Source organism: Pedobacter sp. UBA5917 (assembly GCF_002432345.1).
In the GTDB taxonomy this organism is placed as follows: domain Bacteria; phylum Bacteroidota; class Bacteroidia; order Sphingobacteriales; family Sphingobacteriaceae; genus Pedobacter.
In genome coordinates, this window is the sequence record NZ_DJDT01000299.1 from 55,813 (window position 1) to 76,364 (window position 20,552).

General features: G+C 39.0%; 17 protein-coding genes. 4 read left to right on the plus strand and 13 right to left on the minus strand.

The features are described from left to right. Positions 1-84: 84 nt before the first annotated feature. Positions 85-1,287: a GTP-binding protein gene (locus B2V92_RS20985; protein WP_293311947.1), complete on the plus strand. Its 1,203-nt coding sequence runs from the start codon at positions 85-87 to the stop codon at positions 1,285-1,287. 348 nt (positions 1,288-1,635) lie between these two features. On the opposite strand, the gene B2V92_RS20990 is transcribed toward B2V92_RS20985, so the two are convergent. The 4 genes from B2V92_RS20990 to tyrS form a co-directional block, all read right to left on the minus strand. Next, positions 1,636-2,352 carry a LytR/AlgR family response regulator transcription factor gene (locus tag B2V92_RS20990; RefSeq protein WP_293311949.1) on the minus strand — a complete coding sequence of 239 codons (717 nt, stop codon included), beginning with the start codon at positions 2,350-2,352 and terminating at the stop codon, positions 1,636-1,638. After that, positions 2,327-3,442: a sensor histidine kinase gene (locus B2V92_RS20995; protein WP_293311951.1), complete on the minus strand. Its 1,116-nt coding sequence runs from the start codon at positions 3,440-3,442 to the stop codon at positions 2,327-2,329. The genes B2V92_RS20990 and B2V92_RS20995 overlap by 26 nt, the downstream gene beginning before the upstream one ends. 244 nt (positions 3,443-3,686) lie before the next feature. Further along, positions 3,687-4,136 carry a hypothetical protein gene (locus B2V92_RS21000; RefSeq protein ID WP_293311953.1) on the minus strand — a complete coding sequence of 150 codons (450 nt, stop codon included), beginning with the start codon at positions 4,134-4,136 and terminating at the stop codon, positions 3,687-3,689. Positions 4,137-4,150: 14 nt separating this feature from the next. Beyond that, complete coding sequence (tyrS, locus tag B2V92_RS21005) at positions 4,151-5,437, minus strand: tyrosine--tRNA ligase (protein WP_293311955.1); 1,287 nt, start codon at positions 5,435-5,437, stop codon at positions 4,151-4,153. Between the two features lie 147 nt (positions 5,438-5,584). Here tyrS and B2V92_RS21010 point away from each other — a divergent pair, with 147 nt between their 5' ends. From B2V92_RS21010 to dapA, 3 genes are all read left to right on the plus strand, one after another. Beyond that, positions 5,585-6,262 carry an ACP phosphodiesterase gene (locus tag B2V92_RS21010; protein WP_293311957.1) on the plus strand — a complete coding sequence of 226 codons (678 nt, stop codon included), beginning with the start codon at positions 5,585-5,587 and terminating at the stop codon, positions 6,260-6,262. A 163-nt stretch (positions 6,263-6,425) separates the two neighbouring features. Then, positions 6,426-8,438, plus strand: coding sequence for an NAD-dependent DNA ligase LigA (gene ligA, locus B2V92_RS21015; protein WP_293311959.1), 2,013 nt, complete (start codon positions 6,426-6,428; stop codon positions 8,436-8,438). Between the two features lie 332 nt (positions 8,439-8,770). After that, positions 8,771-9,658: a 4-hydroxy-tetrahydrodipicolinate synthase gene (dapA, locus tag B2V92_RS21020; RefSeq protein WP_293311961.1), complete on the plus strand. Its 888-nt coding sequence runs from the start codon at positions 8,771-8,773 to the stop codon at positions 9,656-9,658. A 145-nt stretch (positions 9,659-9,803) separates the two neighbouring features. Here the strand turns inward: dapA and B2V92_RS21025 are convergent, their stop codons facing one another. The 9 genes from B2V92_RS21025 to murG form a co-directional block, all read right to left on the minus strand. After that, complete coding sequence (locus B2V92_RS21025) at positions 9,804-10,286, minus strand: GNAT family N-acetyltransferase (RefSeq protein WP_293311963.1); 483 nt, start codon at positions 10,284-10,286, stop codon at positions 9,804-9,806. Positions 10,287-10,469: 183 nt separating this feature from the next. After that, on the minus strand, positions 10,470-11,453 hold the full coding sequence (locus tag B2V92_RS21030; RefSeq protein WP_293311965.1) for a helix-turn-helix domain-containing protein: 984 nt from the start codon (positions 11,451-11,453) through the stop codon (positions 10,470-10,472). 334 nt (positions 11,454-11,787) lie between these two features. Then, positions 11,788-11,964, minus strand: a complete 177-nt coding sequence (locus B2V92_RS21035) for a hypothetical protein (protein WP_010602932.1) — start codon at positions 11,962-11,964, stop codon at positions 11,788-11,790. A gap of 259 nt (positions 11,965-12,223) precedes the next feature. Then, entirely contained in the window at positions 12,224-13,465 is a 1,242-nt protein-coding gene (locus tag B2V92_RS21040) for an aminotransferase class I/II-fold pyridoxal phosphate-dependent enzyme (RefSeq protein ID WP_293311970.1), read from the minus strand. 169 nt (positions 13,466-13,634) lie between these two features. Continuing rightward, positions 13,635-15,266 carry a cell division protein FtsZ gene (gene ftsZ / locus B2V92_RS21045; RefSeq protein WP_293311972.1) on the minus strand — a complete coding sequence of 544 codons (1,632 nt, stop codon included), beginning with the start codon at positions 15,264-15,266 and terminating at the stop codon, positions 13,635-13,637. A gap of 130 nt (positions 15,267-15,396) precedes the next feature. Beyond that, a complete protein-coding gene (gene ftsA / locus B2V92_RS21050) occupies positions 15,397-16,755 on the minus strand; it encodes a cell division protein FtsA (RefSeq protein ID WP_086545007.1) in 1,359 nt (452 codons plus the stop codon). 5 nt (positions 16,756-16,760) lie between these two features. Next, positions 16,761-17,996, minus strand: a complete 1,236-nt coding sequence (locus B2V92_RS21055) for a cell division protein FtsQ/DivIB (RefSeq protein ID WP_293311973.1) — start codon at positions 17,994-17,996, stop codon at positions 16,761-16,763. After that, positions 17,989-19,344 (minus strand): UDP-N-acetylmuramate--L-alanine ligase, encoded by a 1,356-nt coding sequence (gene murC, locus B2V92_RS21060; protein WP_293311974.1) that lies wholly within the window; start codon positions 19,342-19,344, stop codon positions 17,989-17,991. Before murC ends, B2V92_RS21055 begins: the two co-directional genes overlap by 8 nt. Positions 19,345-19,498: 154 nt before the next feature. After that, a partial coding sequence (gene murG / locus B2V92_RS21065) for an undecaprenyldiphospho-muramoylpentapeptide beta-N-acetylglucosaminyltransferase (RefSeq protein ID WP_293311975.1) occupies positions 19,499-20,552 on the minus strand: 1,054 nt, incomplete at its 5' end.

The window sequence follows — 20,552 nt, forward strand, 5'->3', positions numbered from 1 at the left end:
AAATGTATTTATTGCACAAATATAAAAGCAATGTTGTTGCAATTAAAATATTCAACGCTATATTTGCAACATAATTGCATTAACATGATAAAGAAATTACCCGTTACCGTATTAAGCGGTTTCCTGGGCAGTGGTAAAACCACTTTACTAAACGCTATTTTAAGGAACAAACAGGATTTAAAAGTAGCCGTAATTGTGAATGATATGAGCGAGGTGAACATCGATGCTGCGCTGGTTAAAAACCAAAATACCTTATCCAAAACCGAAGAGCGGCTGGTTGAAATGAGCAATGGCTGTATCTGCTGTACTTTGCGCGAAGACCTGATGATTGAAGTAGAGAAACTGGCAAAAGAAAACCGTTTTGATTATTTATTGATTGAAAGTACGGGAATATCAGAACCTATTCCTGTTGCACAGACCTTTTCGTTTATTGATGAAGCCTCGGGCATAGATTTGAGCAGGTTTAGCAACCTGGATACCATGGTAACCGTGGTTGATGCCTACAATTTCTACAAGGATTTTGGCTCGGCCGAAAAGCTGGCTGATAGGAATATGGTTGATGATGAGACCGATAGGCGCACCATTGTAAACCTGCTTACCGACCAGATTGAATTTGCCAATGTAATTTTACTGAATAAAACCGACCTGGTTAGCGATGCGGATATTAAGGTATTAAGGGCTTTGATCACAAAATTAAACCCAGGGGCAAAAATTTACCAAACGCGTTTTGGCGAAATAGATCCTACCCTGATTTTAAATACAGGATTGTTCGATTTCGATTCCGCATCTGAAGGTGCCGGCTGGAAAAAAGAACTGGAAGAAATACACCTACCCGAAACAGAAGAGTATGGCATCAGCTCTACGGTTTTCCGTTCTAAAAAACCCTTTCACCCTGAAAGATTATGGAATTACATCAACAAGGAGTTTCCCCAGCATGTAATCCGCTCAAAAGGTATATTTTATCTTGCAGCCATGCCCGAACAGGCCATTAATTTTTCGCAGGCAGGCGGTTCGTTACGCATCGATCCGGCCGGTGTTTGGTGGGCAAGCATGGATCTGCAGGAACGCGAACAGTATAGCGATTATTTAGAGAACAGGGCAGAAATACATGCCGATTGGGATGGTGATTTTGGCGACCGTAAAAACGAACTGGTTTTTATAGGTCAGGATATGGACAATGAGGAGTTGAAAAAATCTTTAGAAGCCTGTTTATTGACACCCACTGAAATACAACAATATAAGTCGAAAATGAGCTTTAACAACCCATTTGGGCAGGTGATAAGTTAAATTGGGCATAATAGTAGATAAAATGAACAAAATGGTAGTTTTTGTACTACAATATTAACTTTTATTTTGTTTAAATTTGGTTTATCCCAACAAGCCAACTTATTATGATCCCATCCGAAGAATTAACCCTGGTTAAAAGCCGCTTATCCTGTCCGAAGTGCAAAAACTTCGAAACTTACAGGGTACCGAGAGGTTTTATCTTTAAAACACTTATGCCATTTATCTCAGTAAAGAGATATAAGTGTTATAAGTGCTTTAACAAGTTTTACGTATTCAATTAACCTCTATAAATATTGCAAACTCATTTAAGCCACTCATAGTGGCTTTTTTGGCTATGGGCAAAACCTATTACTTTAATAATACTGCTTGCTGCAATTTTTTAAATACGTATTCCTTATAACTCGCCCCTATCGGCAGTTCCTTTGTGCCAATTTCTATATCATAATTGGTAAAAGCACTTATTTTTTTCATGTTAACGATAAACGAGCGATGGATCCGCAAAAATTCTTTACCGCTAAGTTCTGTTTCCAGATCGCCGATTTTGTACTTCGCGGTAATCTTTCTATCCGCACAATGGATGGTGATATAATCTTTTAAACTTTCGATATAAAGTACCTCATCTTTATTCAGGTTATGAAACTTGCCCCCTGCTTTGATATGGATAAACTGTGCTTCCTTTCCCTTCAAATTTTCGATTTGATATATCGGGTTTTTTAACCTTAAATAACGGTCTACCGCCTTAAAAAAGCGGTCGAAAGTAATGGGTTTTAACAGGTAATCAATTAAATCGAGATCGTAGCCCTCAATGGCATATTCGCGGTAAGCCGTGGTAATAATTACAGCAGGTGGGTTTTTAAGGGTTTTTAAAAAATCAATCCCCGTAATCTGCGGCATTTTAATATCAAGGAACAGAAGATCTACAGGAGTGCTTCGCAATAGCTCCAGGGCCTTAATCGCATTAGAACAGGTGCCCACAACCTCAAAAGTATCCAACAGCCTGATATGGTTCTGGATGAGCTGTATGGCCAATGGCTCATCATCAACTAAAAGACATCTCACTTTCATAACTTTGTTTTGATTTGATGATGTGGTTCTTCAGGTTGATGTGCAACAGTGCTACAAAAATATAATCGTGGGTTGAAATACTAAAATCATACAGATCAGGATAAATCAGCTGTAGCTGTTTGGTAACATTGTTAATCCCGATCCTTCCATTTTCTTCACCATTGCCAGGGACAAAACTATTTGAAACCATAAACCTAAAACGCCCCGCTATTAATTTCATGTCGATATTGATTACCGGGAGCCCAACATCTTCCCCTGCCCCATGCTTAAAAGCATTTTCTACCAGCGATAATAAAATTAATGGCGCAATCATGCTTTCCTCATCAACCGAATGCGTAAAATTAACCTGTAAACGCTTGCCATACCTTAGTTGTTCGAGCTCTATATAATTTTTGATCAGGTTTATTTCAGCCGATAATGGTACATACATTCCATTACATCTATATAAAACGTGATCCAGTATTTCAGACAAACCTGCTATCGATCTCGAAGTGATTGGGGAATTGATGAGCGAAAGCGAATAAATGTTATTTAATGTATTAAATAGAAAATGTGGATTGAGCTGTGCCTTTAAAGCTTTCAATTCTGTTTCGGCCCTTTCTTTTTCAACAGAAAGCTGGTGCTGTTGCGCAATATATTGCGCTTTGATCAATTTGATGAAAGCAAATATCCAGGCGGCTGAAAAAGTTAAGGGAAAGTAATGTGTAATAAGTTTGGGAATATCCATCATAATTTCAAGGATAGTTTCCTGTTCAAAAGGCGGTATTCTGATAATCGGTTCCAGAATATGAACAACTACAATTCTTGCGCATACACAAATAACATAACTACCTGCAAAAAAATAAATTGCAACTGCATAATATTTCTTTGCCGAAATCAATCTTGGAATGATCACATAGGCCAAAAAATAGGAAGCAACAATAGTGAACGAGATATAAAAGGTATGTCTTACCAGAATGTTATAAAAATCACTATACTCCTGTATATCGTAACGGTTTAGGAATACAATAGTGGTAATGAGCCAAAAAATTATGTGGCTAAGGAACCGGTGCGCGGAACTGAACTTCGCTATCCTTTCTATCAGTGGCATTTACACAAAGATACAATTCTCGACTGCTTGGTTAACCATTGTAGACGAATGCTCCAAAAATGCAGATGGATATGGGAGATAAGGATATGAATAGGTAAGACTATATCTTAACTCAGCAACAAATTGGTCACGGATTCGCAGATTAACAGGTAGAATTACATCCCCCACCCTGTCATTCTGAACATACTGAAGAATCTTTTTTAATGGAGTTATTTTTATATCGCAACCAATAGAAAAATCAATCTTAAGATGATTGAACAACTGCATTAAAAATTCGCTGCATTTTATTTTTCACATCTATTCCTCTCTGAATATTAAGTACAACAACAACAAGTGCAAAGGGAAAAACCATATAACCAATTAGAAAACACATCAATGCCAGAACAATTATTGCAAACAATGGTCCTGCGATAGATACTGAAAATAGAAATTTCAAGCTTTGATGATGATTATTTTCAATGATTTCAAAGCTACCGCTGTTTATCCTTTCCCAGGTTTCAAAAGGACTTGCTTTTCTGCCCGCGTATTTATAATCTTTAAAGATGGTTTTATTGGGTAACCTACCTAAAATACTGTAGTCTAGCTTTTTTAACTCACCGGTGATACGGTGTTGAAGAATTTCGAGTGGTGCATCAACTTCCCGTTCTATCTTAAATTCAAGCCCAATGAAAAAAGCTTTTATTTTTAATTTCATTGGGCCTGTAAATATTATTCGGCAATTAAAAGGAAGTAGTTTTTCTTTCCTTTTTGAACCACGATAAATTTATCGTTTATTAAATGATCTGTATTAAATACCTGAGCCATTTCAGCTACTTTTTCTTTATTTACAGAAACGCCTCCACCTTGAATGGTTTTTTTAGCCTCTCCTTTCGAAGGGAAAATTGCTGATTTTTCTGCGAACAAGGTAGCAGCATCGATACCAGCACTCAATTCTGACTTTAAGATATTGAATTGCGGAATACCTTCGAACATTTCTAATACCTGTTTCTCCGATAAACTTTTTAAAAACTCTAATGATCCGTTTCCGAACAAAAATTCGGATGTTTTAATGGCGGTCTCCAAAGCTTCAACCGAGTGGGTTTTAATGGTAATATCTTCAGCCAGGGCTTTCTGTAAAATACGCAGATGCGGTGCAGCATCGTGTTCTTTTTCTAAAGCCTCAATTTCTTCTTTATTTTTTAAAGTGAAAATACGGATCCATTTTTTCACATCATCATCCGATGCGTTTAACCAAAACTGGTAAAATTTATATGGAGAAGTTTTTTCCGGATCTAACCAAACAGCACCACTTTCCGTTTTACCGAATTTGGTCCCATCTGCTTTTTTAATCAGTTGGGTTGTGATGGCATAAGCTGTTCCGGCATCTTTTCTTCTGATCAACTCCGTACCGGTAACAATATTGCCCCATTGATCGGATCCACCCATTTGTACCAAACAGTTTTCATTTTTCCATAAATGATAAAAATCGTAACCCTGGATCAACTGGTAGCAGAATTCCGTAAAAGATAGTCCAGAATCACCCTCCAAACGTCTTTTAACGCTATCCTTGGCCATCATGTAGTTTACGGTAATGTGTTTACCTACATCCCTGATAAAGGTAAAAAGATTCATATCCTTAAACCAATCGGCATTATTTACCATTACTGCACCATTGCCACCATCTTCAAATTTAAGGAACTTGGCCAATTGCTTTTTCATTCCTTTTAGGTTATGCTCGATCATTTCGGGCGTTTGCAGGTTGCGCTCGTCGGATTTACCCGATGGATCGCCCACCATGCCGGTAGCACCACCAACCAGGGCAAATGGTTTGTGCCCGGCGTTTTGAAAGTGGATCAGTGTCATGATCTGCGTTAAGTGCCCAACATGCAACGAATCTGCAGTAGGGTCGAAACCGATATAACCAGATGTCATACCTTCGTTTAACTTTTCCTCAGTATTCGGCATAATATCATGCAGCATGCCACGCCATCTTAACTCTTCAACAAAATTCGTCATTGTACAAACACTTTAATAATGTGCGTGCAAAGATAAAATTTTAGCTTAGTTTAAAGCAAATTAGTTGGTTTTGTAAAACAGGTTTTATTGCGTTAATATTTTACCGTACAAACTTTACAACCCTAACAGAAAATATTACCTTGCAGCATGAACTTCTTATCCCATTATTATTTCGATAGAACAAGTGAAAACGCCAATGTGGTAATGGGAACGGTTTTGCCGGATCTGATTAAAAATGCGGTAAAAGAAGCCAATTTATACCCGCAGAAAAACGAGTTTCTGTTTAAGGGGAACCCTGATGAAGAAAGTTTGCTAAGCGGCTGGAAAAGACATTTGGCTGTAGACCTGTTTTTTCATTCTTCCAATTTCTTTCTGGAAAAAACCACCGAACTTAAACAGCTTATTAAGCCTATTGTAGAAAATACTTTGGTAAGGCCTTCATTTTTGGCCCATATTGGTTTAGAGCTTTTGCTCGATCATTTATTGATCGAACATAATTTAATTCAGGTGCACCACTTTTACGATAAACTAAACGCGGTAAAAAAAGAATCGTTGAGCGATTTCCTTGAACACTGTAAGCTAAAAGAACCAGAGGTATTTTTTAACTTTTTAGAGAAATTTATCAGTAGTAAATACCTGTTAAGCTATCAGCAGCTCGAAAACATCAGTTATGCGCTTAACAGGATTTGTATGCGCCTGTGGCCCGAAACATTGAACGAAAAACAGCTCCAACAGCTTACGTTGGAACTAACTATTTTTAAAGAGATTTTACAAAAGGATTTTATGGATATTTTTAAAGAGATTGAAGGGAAGATAAATTTGTAAAGGCACCCGTCATCTCGACTGAAACGTAGTGGAATGGAGAGATCTAACTGGAGATAGGTCTCTCGACTCCGATCGAGAGGACGATGCGACCGGTAATTTATTCTAATTAGTTTTTTTGTTTTCCACAGCATAAAACCCTTTCATCCTTTTTTTATATTTGTAGATGCCCCTATCTGCAATACAAAAAGAAATGGATGCCCTTGTGGCCGAATTAAACCAGCATAATTACAACTATTATGTGCTGGCTATGCCTACCATTGGCGATTATGAATTCGACAAAAAATTAAAACACCTAATCGAACTGGAAAAAGCAAACCCCGATTTTGCCGATCCTAACTCGCCAACACAACGCGTGGGTGGCGATATCACCAAAAATTTTGTTACCGTAAACCATAAATACCCCATGTTATCATTGGGAAATACCTATAACGAACAGGATCTCCGTGATTTCGACGAACGTATCCGTAAAGCCATTGGCGATAATTTCGAATATGTTTGCGAACTGAAATTTGATGGTTTATCGATTAGTCTTACCTACGAAAACGGAAAACTTTTACGCGCTGTTACCCGTGGCGATGGCACCAAAGGTGATGATGTAACCAGTAACGTTAAAACCATCCACACCATTCCCCATCAGATTAAGTCGGCAGTAGCCCCTGAACATTTCGAAATCCGTGGGGAGATTTTTATGCATAAAGCGGCTTTTTTACGCTTAAACGCTGCACGCGAGGAGCTGGGCGAAATCCCTTATGCCAATCCGCGTAATTTTGCTTCCGGAACTATAAAAATGCAGGACAGCAAAGAAGTAGCCAAAAGACCTTTAGATGGCTTTATTTACTTTTTATACACTGATAAAAACGAATTTAAAACCCATTGGGATAGCTTAAATGCTGTAAAAGAATGGGGATTCCACGTTTGTGAGCATACAAAACTGGTTTCGGGCATTGATGCCGTTCTCGAATTTATCCACTATTGGGAAGATGAACGTTTTAAATTGAGCTATGATATTGATGGTATTGTAATTAAGGTAAACAGTTACGCGCAGCAACAGGAACTGGGCTTTACTTCTAAATCGCCACGCTGGGCAATTTCTTATAAATACAAAGCAGCAGAAGTAGAAACTGTTTTGGAAAAAGTGACCTATCAGGTAGGCAGAACAGGCGCCGTTACTCCGGTTGCCAATTTAAAACCCGTTTTACTGGCCGGTACAACCGTTAAGCGCGCAACTTTGCATAATGCGAACGAAATTGACCGTTTAGATCTCCACGAGGGCGATACGGTTTATGTAGAAAAAGGCGGTGAGATTATCCCAAAAATTATCAAGGTAAATCTCGATAAACGTTTGCCCGGCGCAGCAAAAGTACATTACCTGCACAACTGCCCTGAATGCGGCACCGAACTGATCAGAAAAGAGGGTGAAGCGGTACATTACTGCCCTAACGACGAAGGTTGTCCGCCGCAGATTGTAGGTAAAATCCAGCACTTTATTTCGCGCAAGGCGATGAATATTGATGGGCTTGGCGACGAAACCATCGAAACGTTTTATAAACAGGGTTTGGTAAGGCACATCAGCGATTTATATACCCTAAAAGAGAAAGCAGACCAGCTTAAAACCTTGGAGCGTTTTGGCGAACGTTCGATAGAGAATATGCTTGCCGGAATTGAAAAATCGAAGGAAATGCCCTTCGAGAAAGTACTTTTTGGTTTGGGGATCCGCTATGTTGGCGAAACCGTTGCTAAAAAAACTGCTGCAGGCGTAAAAAATATCGACAACCTTTCTAAAGCTACGGTTGAAGAATTAATCGCCATTGACGAAATCGGACAGCGTATTGCGGAGAGTATTGTTGAATATTTTGGAAAACCAGAGCATATACAGCAGGTAGAATTATTAAAATTGGCAGGATTACAGTTCGAAATTGAAGAAAAGGTAATTACGCTTGATAGTGATAGACTTATTGGAAAAACATTCGTAATTTCGGGCGTTTTTGAGAACTATAGCCGCGATGAGCTAAAGGATATGATTGAGGCCAATGGAGGCAAGATGCTGAGCGGTATTTCGGGCAAACTGAATTACCTCGTTGCAGGCGATAATATGGGGCCTTCGAAACTCGAAAAAGCAAATAAATTAAATGTCCCGATTATTAGTGATGCGGAGTTGTTGGAAATGATAAAGTAAAAAAATGAAAGAATGATTGAGTTTTGAATGATTGAATGCAGTAAGCAATCGTTCCGTTTAAAATTCAATAATTAAAAGTGAATGAATGATTGAGTTTTGAATGATTGAATGTAGTGAAGCATTTCAATCCCTCATTCAAAATTCAATAATTAAAAGTGAGTGAATGAATGATAGGGTTTTGAATGATTGAATGTAATGAAGCAATCATTCATTCAAAATTCAATAATTAAAAATTAAAAGTAAAAATGAGAGAGTGATTGAATGGTGAATGGTCGAATGTGGTAAAGCATTCATTCAGTCCCTCATTCAAAATTCAATAATTATAAGTTAAAATGAACAAATTTCAGGGTACTGGTGTAGCTTTGGTTACGCCTTTCAACACAGATGGATCAGTTGATTATAATGGCTTAAAAAACGTGATTAATCATTTGGTAGACGGAGGGATAGATTACCTCGTTTCTTTAGGTACAACCGGCGAAACCGCTACAATGACCAAGGACGAGAAGAAGAAGGTGTGGGCCTATACTGCTGAAATTAACAATAACAGATTGCCTTTGGTTGCCGGAATCGGCGGAAACAACACTTTAGCAGTTGCCGAAGACATTAAAACATTCGACGCCACAGGTTATAGCGCTATTTTATCGGTTAGTCCGTATTACAATAAACCTACACAGGAAGGAATTTATCAGCATTACAAACATTTGTCTGAAATTTCTCCTTTAGATTTAATTTTATACAACGTACCTGGACGTACCGGAAGCAACATGAGTGCCGAAACCACCTGCAGATTGGCGCACGATTTTAAAAACATCATTGCAACCAAAGAAGCGTCGGGCAGTTTCGATCAATTTAACCAGATTATGAGGGATAAACCCAAAGATTTCCTTTTAATCTCTGGTGATGATCCGGTTACCTTGCCTATGATTGCCTTAGGTGCATCTGGTATTATCTCTGTAATAGGAAATGCCCTACCTAAACAGTTTACTGAAATGGTAAACCTATGTTTGGACGGCGATTATAAAGCAGCTTTACCTGCGCATTTAAGCTTAATCGAGTTTACCCGTTTGGCTTTTGCCGAAGGTAATCCGGCCGGGGTTAAAGCAGCCTTAAAACATATCGGCATTTGTGGTGATACCGTTCGTTTGCCGTTGGTTAAAGCTTCTTCTGCCCTCGAACAATTAATTATCGCAGAAGTAGAAAAATTAAGTGTAACAGCTTAATCATCTATCGATATTTTTAATTTATAACCGTCACCCTGAATTTATTTCAGGGTCTTTCATGCCAAAAAGATGCTGAAATAAATTAAGCATGACGATTGTATAAGTAAAAACGCCTTTGAAAAATTTTCAAAGGCGTTTTGTTTTATCATGCAATTAATTTATTTCTTCTTTCGAGTAACAGGTTATCCTGCCAAACACCTTTTGCTTTACCTATCTTTTCACGGTAACCTACAACCCTGAACCCAGCTTTTTCATGGATTTTTAACGAGGCCGAATTCTGAAGGAAAATTCCTGCCTGCAGCATCCAGATTCCTTTTTTCTCACTTTCGGCAATCAAGGCATTTAACAGAGAAGAACCGATGCCCTGTCCTTTATAACCCTGTTTAACATATACTTCGATCTCTCCTACCCCTCCAACATCATAATTGGCCATTACCGGCAAAAGGGCACACCAACCAACAATTTCCTTGTCTTGTAAAATTACAAATCTGCAGGCCTTGAGGTGTGATGAATCCCAGTCTTTCCACGAAATGTCCGGTCTTCTAAAACTTGCTGTACCTGTTTCAATTCCTTCCCGATAAATAGCACTGATTTCTTCCCAATCAGCAGAGCGCATAATTCTAATCATAGTTTAATCAATTTGGGGTTTATTAAGCTATAAAATCTATAGTTTATGTTTGTTTCATAAAATTAACTAAACACAATGTTAATCGCATATTATACAGAAACAAGTTTGTCCTGTATTATAAATCAACACAACTATATAAAGAAAAGTACCAACTAAGGGCTTTTTTGTAACAAAAACGTTAAATCAACGTTTTTCTTTATCCAAGCTTTTGGCATATTCTACAGGGCTCATTCCTACCAGTTTTTTAAAAGCGCTGTAAAAGGCACTTCTTGATGAAAAACCGGCACTGTAAGCGAGTGCCTCCAAGGTGAAATTCTGCATAATTTCATGATTGGCGATACTTTCCTTAATCCAGTTTATACGGTAATGGTTAATGTAATCAATAAAGCTTTTATTGAAATAATTGTTAAGCACAATGGAAAGCCGATGGCTGCTAATGCCTATCCCCTGGGCAAGAGAATGGAGCCTGAGGTCCTTGTTACGGAATGATTGATGTTTATTCACAAAAACCTCTAACTTTTGGCCATATGCACTTAATTCTTCATTTTGATCGTTGTGAAGGGAAAAGCTTTTTTTGATAGATAAAAGCGTTGAAGGTTTAATGTTTAACAGCGATGCAACCAGCTCTAAAGGTAAGCGGTCTAAATAACCCGGATTGGTTTTGGCAAAATAAAGGTATCTTTCTTTGGCATTTCCAACCCTTATAATATGCGCCCGTTGCTGGGCATCTTTATAATATTTCTCTAAAACAACCCTGAAGATGTAATTCAGCTCGAAATGATGGGCAAAAAGACGGTTAAGCTCATTATTATGCATGGCCAAAAGAGCAGAATCCTCTACAGCAACTACATATTCCTTCGAATAATCGGAACCATGAAGTCCGGAAATGGAACTCACAAATTCATTTTCAACCGATATATAAGTGGTAATTTTTTTACCGTTGTGGGAGGTACAGCCCATTAATGCACCTTTTACAATAAAATACATGTACTCACAAACCTCATTTTCTTTGAAAAGGATCTGCCCTTTTTTTACCTCAACCTTAAAAAGATGTTTTTCAAATTCGCTGATGAGTTTAGAATCAATAGGATGTATGCTGCGCATTACACCTGATAAAAGTCCGACATCTTCGCTATCTGCGCGGATATATTGCAAATTTTCTGACACTTAATACCGTTAATAATGTTAATTGTATTATATCCGTTTATGTTGATAAGACAGCTACGGGATATTCTCTTGAGAGCAGCTAGTGTTTTGTCGTTTTTTTTGCAATGGATGCCAAGTTTCAACAAGCATCGTTTTATGCTATTGAATTACCTAGTGTAATATACGGCTTGTAAATAAGAAAACGAGGGAATAAACACGATGAAAGCTAATTTGTCTTATATATTTTACAGTTAAAATAATATTTGATATTTATACCGGTAGAAAACACAATATAAATTATGAAAAAAGCCCCAGGATGTATCCTGAGGCTTCGATAATTGAATATTTTGATAGCTTAAGCTTTGTTTTTGGTATCCTGTACTTCTAAACGGATTGCCTGGGCCAGGTTTTTTAAATCCTGCATACCTTTACGTACACGGGTACCAGCAGCGCTGTTACCTTTGTTATAAAATTTGTCGGCATCAGCTTCCAAAGCTGCCACTAAACTTTTTACTTCTTCGAATTTTTTCATTTTTAATTAGATTTTTATGGTTCTTAGGTTTGACTTTTCTTTATATACTCTAATTTAAAGGGTTTGGTGAAATAAAAAAATTTTTGGAAGAATAAAAAATGGCCTTCTTTATCGTTTTTTTCCACATTTACAGTGTTTATACACATAACAGATGCAAAGACACAACACAACAGACTCATAATCAAATAACTACAAAAAAGCTTTCAATAAAAAAGCCCTTTAAACTGGTTTAAAGGGCTTTGTAATATTTTAATTGATCTTAAACGGTAGCGAAAAGATTCTCTTTATAATATCCGTTTTCCAATTTTTCGGCTACTTCGCTAAAAGCATCCAAAGTACGCTGTACGTCTTCTAAAGTGTGCACTGCAGTTGGGATCAAACGTAACTCGATCATTCCCTTAGGGATTACCGGATACACTACGATTGAACAGAAAATACCATAATTTTCGCGCAGATCGAAAGTTAATGCCGTTGCATCAGAAAGTTCTCCTTTTAAGAAAACCGGTGTAACTACCGAATCGGTAACACCTAAATCGAAACCGCGTTCGCGTAAACCTTTCTGCAAGGTCATCGCAATTTCCCACAGTTTTTCTTTTAATTCAGGACGGCTTTTCAACAATTCCAAACGTTTTAACAAACCGATTACCATTGGCATAGGTAAAGCTTTGGCAAAAGTTTGCGAACGCATGTTATATCTTAAATAATTGGTAATTTCTTCAGTAGAAGCTACAAAAGCGCCGATACCGGCCATTGATTTTGCGAATGTACCAAAGTAAACATCAATACCTTCGATGCAATCCTGGGCTTCGTGTGTACCTGCACCGGTTTTACCCATTGTACCAAAACCATGGGCATCATCAACGAGGATACGGAATTCGAAATCCTTTTTAAGGTCAACAATTTCTTTTAATTTACCCTGTGCGCCGCTCATCCCGAACACACCTTCGGTAATCAATAAAATACCACCGCCTGATTCCTGCGTTAATTTTGTGGCACGCTCCAACTGTTTGCGTGCACTTTCGATATCGTTGTGTTTATATACAAAACGTTTACCCATATGCAAACGCAAACCATCGATAATACAGGCGTGCGATTCTGCATCGTAAACAATTACATCGTTACGGTCAACAAGAGAATCAATAATTGATACCATGCCCTGATAACCATAATTTAATAAAAATGCATCGGGTTTACCCACAAAGGCTGCAAGCTCCTGTTCCAATTGCTCATGATATTTGGAGTTACCGCTCATCATACGGGCACCCATTGGGTATGCCATACCATATTTGGCTGCAGCTTCTTCATCAGCTTTTCTAACTTCAGGATGATTGGCTAAGCCTAAATAGTTGTTTAAACTCCAAACCAAGTGCTCTTTTCCTTTAAATTGCATATGTGGTGCAATTTCTCCCTCTAATTTTGGAAATGAGAAATACCCATGAGACCATTTTTGGTGTTGACCAATCGGGCCCATGTGTTTTGCTATTTTATCAAATATATCCAATGTATTATCTGTTTTTTTATTATAAAAATTTTGCGAATTTAAGCTTTATTCGGCTTAAAATCAACCTACTTGAATCTTTTAGGTGTGAATTAACTATTTTAACACTCCAATTTTATGCCAAAAAAGCCCCGATGTTAAATCGGGGCTTTAAAATTATATTTGGTCTGTTCTAATCAACATTATCGTGCAAGAAAGAATTGTTCGGTCTGATCTCTGTACCGCCATCCTGATCGTTACTTAATGTAAAGCGGCTCACCTGCGATTCAGACGAGTGCTGTACCTGTTGTAACTGCATCTGTTTGCGTTTATAGGCTGGTTCATTTTCCAGTTCCTGTAAACCATTGGTGGTACGCAGTTTCATGCTCAGGTCTTTTAAGCGCAAAATACGCTCTTTAGATTTCCTCAACTGCTCTTCCATTGATTCGTCGCTTTTATCATCGTCCAAACCAACAACAGGCATTTCAATTTCCGGTTCAGGTTCTGGCATTGGAGGCATCTGCGCAACCGGTGTTTCGAACACAAAATTGGTTTCAGCCAATTTTACCTCAAACTCAAAACCGGTTTCTTTCGCTTCTTCAACCTGTGGCTCTTCTTCCATTAAGGTATGGCGAACCACATTGTTTTCAGGTTCCTGAATTTTCTGGCTTTCTGCTTTATTGAACATTCCACCAAAAAGATCTGCCTGCGAAACTTCTTCCTTGCTTTTTAAAACAGGCTCGTAAGATGGAACTGTTTTAGGTTGGATGAAAGAGTTTACTGCTTCTACAGGGCGAACCAATGGTGCTTCCTCTGGTGTTAAAAGTGATATTTTCTTTTTATTCTTTTCTTCTTTAACGCGTTCTTCCGAAGTTTGGAAACCGGTAGCGATAATGGTTACCGAAAGTTTATCACTTAACGACTCATCGGTACAGTTACCCCAGATTAAATCTGCTGATAAACCCGCTTTTTCCTGGATGTAATCGGTAATGATCGAAACTTCATCCATGGTTACTTCACGTAAGCCAGAACTGATGTTCAATAAAATATAACGGGCACCTTCAATTTCACTATCTTTCAAAAGCGGAGAGGCCAAAGCACCTTCTACCGCCTGTAAAGCACGGTCTTCGCCTTCTGCAGCAAAGCTACCCATAATGGCTACACCGCTATCTTTCATAACGGTACGCACATCTTTAAAATCGACGTTTATATAACCGGGAACAGTAATGATCTCTGCGATACCTTTTGCGGCGGTTGTTAAAATATCATCGGCCTGACCAAAGGCTGAGCCGAGGGTTAGGTTTCCAAAAATTTCGCGCAAACGGTCGTTCGAGATCACCAGGTAAGAATCTACATATTTTTTCAATTCTTCCATACCCTCATCAGCCTGCAACCTACGTCTCTTTCCTTCGAAAGAAAAAGGAGTGGTAATGATGGCAACAGTTAAAATATCAAGTTCTTTAGCGGCTTTGGCAATGATCGGAGAAGCTCCTGTACCGGTACCACCACCCATTCCTGCTGTAATAAAAAGCATTTTGGTGGTATTGCCCAGCATGGCCTTAATATCATCTATATTTTCTATCGCCGAGTTTTTACCAACCTCCGGGATAGATCCGGCACCCATTCCTTCAGTTAAACTAGCACCTAACTGAACCTTGTTGGGTATAGGGCTAGATTCCAAAGCCTGAGCATCTGTATTACAAATAATAAAATCCACACCAGTGATACCCGATAGGTACATATGGTTCACTGCGTTGCCGCCACCGCCCCCAACACCAATAACCTTGATGATTGAAGACTTATCTTTTAACATTTCGAACTGCATATCTTTATGAATCAGTTGTTTAAAAATTTTTAAATTCTGTTCATTACTCAATGTAATATTAACACTTTTTCAACAGACGTTTTCCACAACTGTTGATAATGTGGAAAACTCTTATTTTGTGGAAAAATAATTAACTTTTTAAGTAATCTTCATCGCTCACATTCATATCATCCTGAATGAATGTTCTTGTTTTTGCTAATAATTTATCGAACAAACCTGGTCCGCGTTTCTCTTTTTCTTTTGCTGTTTTTGGTTTTTCGACAAAAACACCCGGTTGTTTCATTTCTTCTATCAACTCTTCGGCCTTTTGGATTCCTTTGATCAGCAAACCTACACTGGTTGCATACATCGGACTTTTCAGGTCATCGTAAATGGCTTTAGGCATATCTTCGTATTTAGATAAATGCTCGTTCGGATAACCGATACGGCAATCTAAACCGGTTACATATTCAACCGCCTGTGATAGGTGTTTCAGCAATGCACCACCACCGGTAATTACGATACCACCGATCAGTTTTTTCTCGTAGCCCGAAGATTTGATCTCGTAATAAACGTGCTCAATAATCTCCTCCATACGGGCCTGGATTACATAAGCCAAATTTTTAACCGAAATTTCTTTTGGTTCGCGGCCACGTAAACCCGGTACGCAGATGATTTCGTTTTCTTTGTTCTCCTCAGCAAGTGCAGAACCAAAACGTGTTTTCAAAAGCTCGGCCTGATTGCGCATTACAGAGCAACCTTCCCTGATATCTTCGGTAACGCTATTGCCGCCAAAAGGGATAACCGCAGTATGACGGATAATACCTTCGTGGAAAATGGCAATATCGGTAGTACCACCACCAATATCAACCAATGCAATACCGGCTTCTTTCTCTTCCTCGCTCAATACCGATTCAGAAGATGCCAAAGGCTCGAGGATTAAATCCTGGGTCTGCAAGCCTGCATTGTTAACACATTTGATGATATTTTTTACGGCCGTAACCTGACCGGAAATGATATGGAAGTTGGCCTCAAGGCGTACCCCTGCCATACCGATCGGATCCTTGATTCCCGGTTCGTTATCGATGGTAAATTCCTGTGGCAATACATGGATGATCTCTTCACCCGGCGGCATTACCAGTTTAAACATATCATCAATCAGCTTGTCGATATCTTTTTTACCGATTTCGTTGTTTAATTCTCTTCTTGTTAAAATTCCTCTGTGCTGTAAACTCTTAATGTGCTGACCAGCAATACCCACATTTACCACCTGTATTTCTACATTGGATTGTCCGCTTGCTACCTCAACTGCTTGAGCGATGCCCTGTACGGTTTTTTGAATGTTAGAAACCACGCCACGTGTTACCCCCGCCGATTCTGCCTTGCCTATTCCTAAAATTTCAATCTTACCGTGCTGTGTTCTCCGACCAACGATGACACAAATTTTTGTAGTACCGATATCCAATCCTACTACAATGGGCGACTGACTGGTAAATTTTGCCTTGTCCATATTCGTTAATTTTGCTGACTTTTATACTGTTTTTCTAGGGCTCTGATTTCTTTCTCTCTCGCTTCTCTCTCTTTTTTCAATTCAGCCGCAGATTTTGCCGTCTTTGGCTGTGTTGCTGCCGTTTGCTTCGGCTTTTCTTTTTTATCCGCTGGTTTTGTTTCCTTTGGTTTGGTTGCCGGTGTTACCGCCGGTTTTTTAATTTCTGTTTTAACCGGCTCAACTTTTTTAGGTGTTGGCTTTTTCGGTTCAGTTTTTTTTGGTTCGTCCTTTTTTGCTTCTATTTTTTTAGGCTCCACCTTTTTAGGTTCGGGCTTTTTAGGCTCTTCTCTTTCTGGCTCATCTGCCTCAGGGCGATCGTCCATCACGGCACCGATTGTATTCCTGATCAAAGAGTCGGTAACGTTCCGTTGTATCCTCAAACTATCGGCCGCCGAAAATGTTTTCGCTTTTTTTCCTAAACCTGTCGAATCCCTTTTTTCGCAAACAATCTGGTTGGTATATTTAATATTGATGGTTTTATAAGTATCCCAACCTACTTGAGGCATTGCTTTTTTATAAAACAACAACAGGTTTTTCATTTTCTTTTCGAGCGAATCGGCATCACCCAAAATGATACGCTGATTGCCTACGCGGGGCACCAGTTCGATATCGTTTTTCTGATCAACCACAATCTGCTCAATCTGGGCCTCCCAAAGGGTATCTTTCTTGATAAACTGTGCCGTTTTATATAAATCTCTTGCCAATTGTGTGTGCAAAGTATCTACCCTGCTGCCAAAAACCTCGGTAATATGTCCGGTTGCCACCAGTACATTTGCAGTGAAGTTTGATGATATCGGCATTTTTAAACCATCGTTATCAATATAAAAATCCTGTCCGTTCTCATTCAGAATTCGGAGGATTGGCTGCCGTTGTTTCACTTCAATATGCAGTACGCCATCCATATCTACATATACCTTGGCAAAGCCGATATAAGGGTTGGACTGCAGTTTTTTCTCGATCTTATGGATATTGATATTTTCGAGATTGCGGCCTAAAAGTATGCCTTGATCTTCTTTTAAAATGGCATCGATCTCCTCACGTTCAATAAAATTATCGGCGCCCGGGATCAGTATTTTAATATCGGTACATTTAACGGTCTGCTTTTTTACATTGATGAAACCCAAAAGCACAACCACGCCTGCCAGGCTGATCAGCCAGGCAAAGCCGGTAAAAATTGCGCTCCAGTTTATCCGTTTAAGCATTGTTTAATGTATTTTTTAATGGGTCGATTATGGTATCAATATCTCCCGCTCCTACTGTTAAAATTAATTCAGGTTTTGTGTCCTTAACATACTGGACCACAAAATCTTTTCCACATACTTTTTTATCTTTTAATGTAATTTTATCCAATAAAAACTGTGCATTTATTCCTTCAAGAGGCAATTCTCTTGCAGGATAAATCTCCAACAGCAACAGTTCATCAGCAGTGCTTAAAACTTTTGCAAATTCATCGGCAAAATCTCTCGTCCGCGTAAACAGGTGCGGCTGGAAAATCACTGTTAGTTTTTTATCAGGATACAATTGACGTACCGCATCAAAACAGGCTTTCAACTCTTCAGGGTGATGTGCATAATCATCAATGTAAATCTGATTGCCGTTATCTACAATATATTCAAAGCGGCGTTTAACCCCTTTAAAGTTTGCAACTGCCTGTTTTACTTTTTCGGCATCGATACCCAATTGTAAAGCAATGGCAATGGCAACAGTTGTATTTTCTACATTATGTTTGCCCGGAAGCATTAAACTGATATCTTTTATACTTTGCGTGGCATCCGTAAAATCGAAAACAAATTTCGATCCTTCTACCCTAAGGTTCTCGGCCCTTGCTGTAGCGGTTGAACTTGCAGCATAACTGATACCATTTTCTAAAGGCAAACCTTCATGTGCATATAGTGTACCCTCTGCCTTAAGCTGTTTGGCAAATAGCCTGAACGATTCTTCCAAGTGGCTTTTATCTCCGTAGATATCCAAATGATCGGCATCCATCGAGGTAACCACAGCTAGATCAGGATGCAGGGTAAGGAAAGAACGATCATATTCATCTGCCTCTACTACCACCACATTGTTATCGCCAAAAAGTACATTGCTATTATAGTTGCTGGTTATGCCACCCAAAAATGCGGTACAATCGTATCCGGTATCTTTTAAAATGTGTGCCACAATAGATGAAGTGGTGGTTTTACCATGTGTACCGGCAACTGCAATGCAAAACATGCCCTTACTGATAATACCCAAAACCTCTGAACGCTTTTTAAGCGAAAACCCTTTATCGATAAAGTGATTTAAAATTTTCGAGTCTTTTGGAATTGCTGGCGTATATACCACCAAAGTATCTTCATGGTTATCCAAAAATGCACATGGCAAAGAAGAATCCTCATCAAGGTAAGTAATTAAAATACCTTCCTGTTCTAATGTCTCGGTAAGTTTGGTGCGGGTTTTATCGTAACCACAAACCACCTGTCCGCGTTTAGCAAAATAACGGGCAAGCGCACTCATGCCGATACCACCGATACCTACAAAGAAAACCCTATTTATTTTACTCAATTCCATTTTTTTTTAAGCTAAAAGCAGAAAGACCAAAGCTTAAAGCTGCCTTTCTACCGTTTTATTTTTTTATTTTCTATAGCTTTAAGATTGCTTTCCCGAAACTCGGGATAAACTGTACCTCGCAATAACGATTTGTCTTTGCTTTGGTCTTTCTGCTTTAATCTTTCAGCCTTATTAGTTTCAATACTTCGCCCGCAATAATTTCATCAGCCTGGGGCAGTGCCATTTTTCCTATATTTTCGGCAAGTTTTTCGCTTTGTTCTTTATTACTTAAAAGTTCTAAAGCTGCTTTAACTAACGTATCTTCAGCTGATCGGTCGTTAATTAAAAGTGCGGCTCCATTTTTCACCAAAGCCATGGCATTTTTGGTTTGATGATCTTCTGCCACATTGGGCGAAGGCACCAATATTACCGGTTTTTTAATCAAACAAAGTTCTGCGATGGTTCCAGCTCCCGCCCTGCTGATGATTACATCTGCAGCGGCATAGGCAAGGTCCATTTTATTTAAAAATTCGAGGATGCGAACGTTAGGATGATATTCAAGTCCTAATCTTTCGATAATCCCCTGGTAATAATATTTTCCGGTTTGCCAGATCAACTGCACATCCTGCGCAAGTATTTCGGGCAAATGTTTTTCAATCGCTTTATTGAGTGTACCTGCGCCCAAACTTCCGCCGGTAACCATAATGGTCTTTTTTAAAGGATCGAGTTTTAACAGCTCGGCACCCGCATGGTGTTTCCCTTTAATATCAACCACCTCTGTACGCACAGGGTTTCCGGTTTTCAAAATCCTTTCGGCAGGAAAAAACTGATCCATCCCGTCAAAAGCAACACATATTTTTGATGCTTTTTTACCCAGCCATTTATTGGTAACCCCCGCATACGAATTCTGTTCCTGGATGAGGTACGGAATCCCTTTTAAAGAGGCTGCATACAATAACGGACCTGATGCATAACCACCAACACCTACAACCGCATCGGGCTTAAAATCATTGATGATCTGTATAGCCCTACGCACACTACCGATTACCTTAAATGGAAGGGCGAGGTTTTTCACGATCGTACCACGCTGCATCCCACTGATATTTAAACCGATTATTTTGTATCCGGCAGCAGGAACTTTTTCCATTTCCATGCGGCCATTTGCGCCCACAAATAAGATTTCACAGGCTGGCACCAAGCGTTTTAACGCGTTGGCTATGGCTACGGCG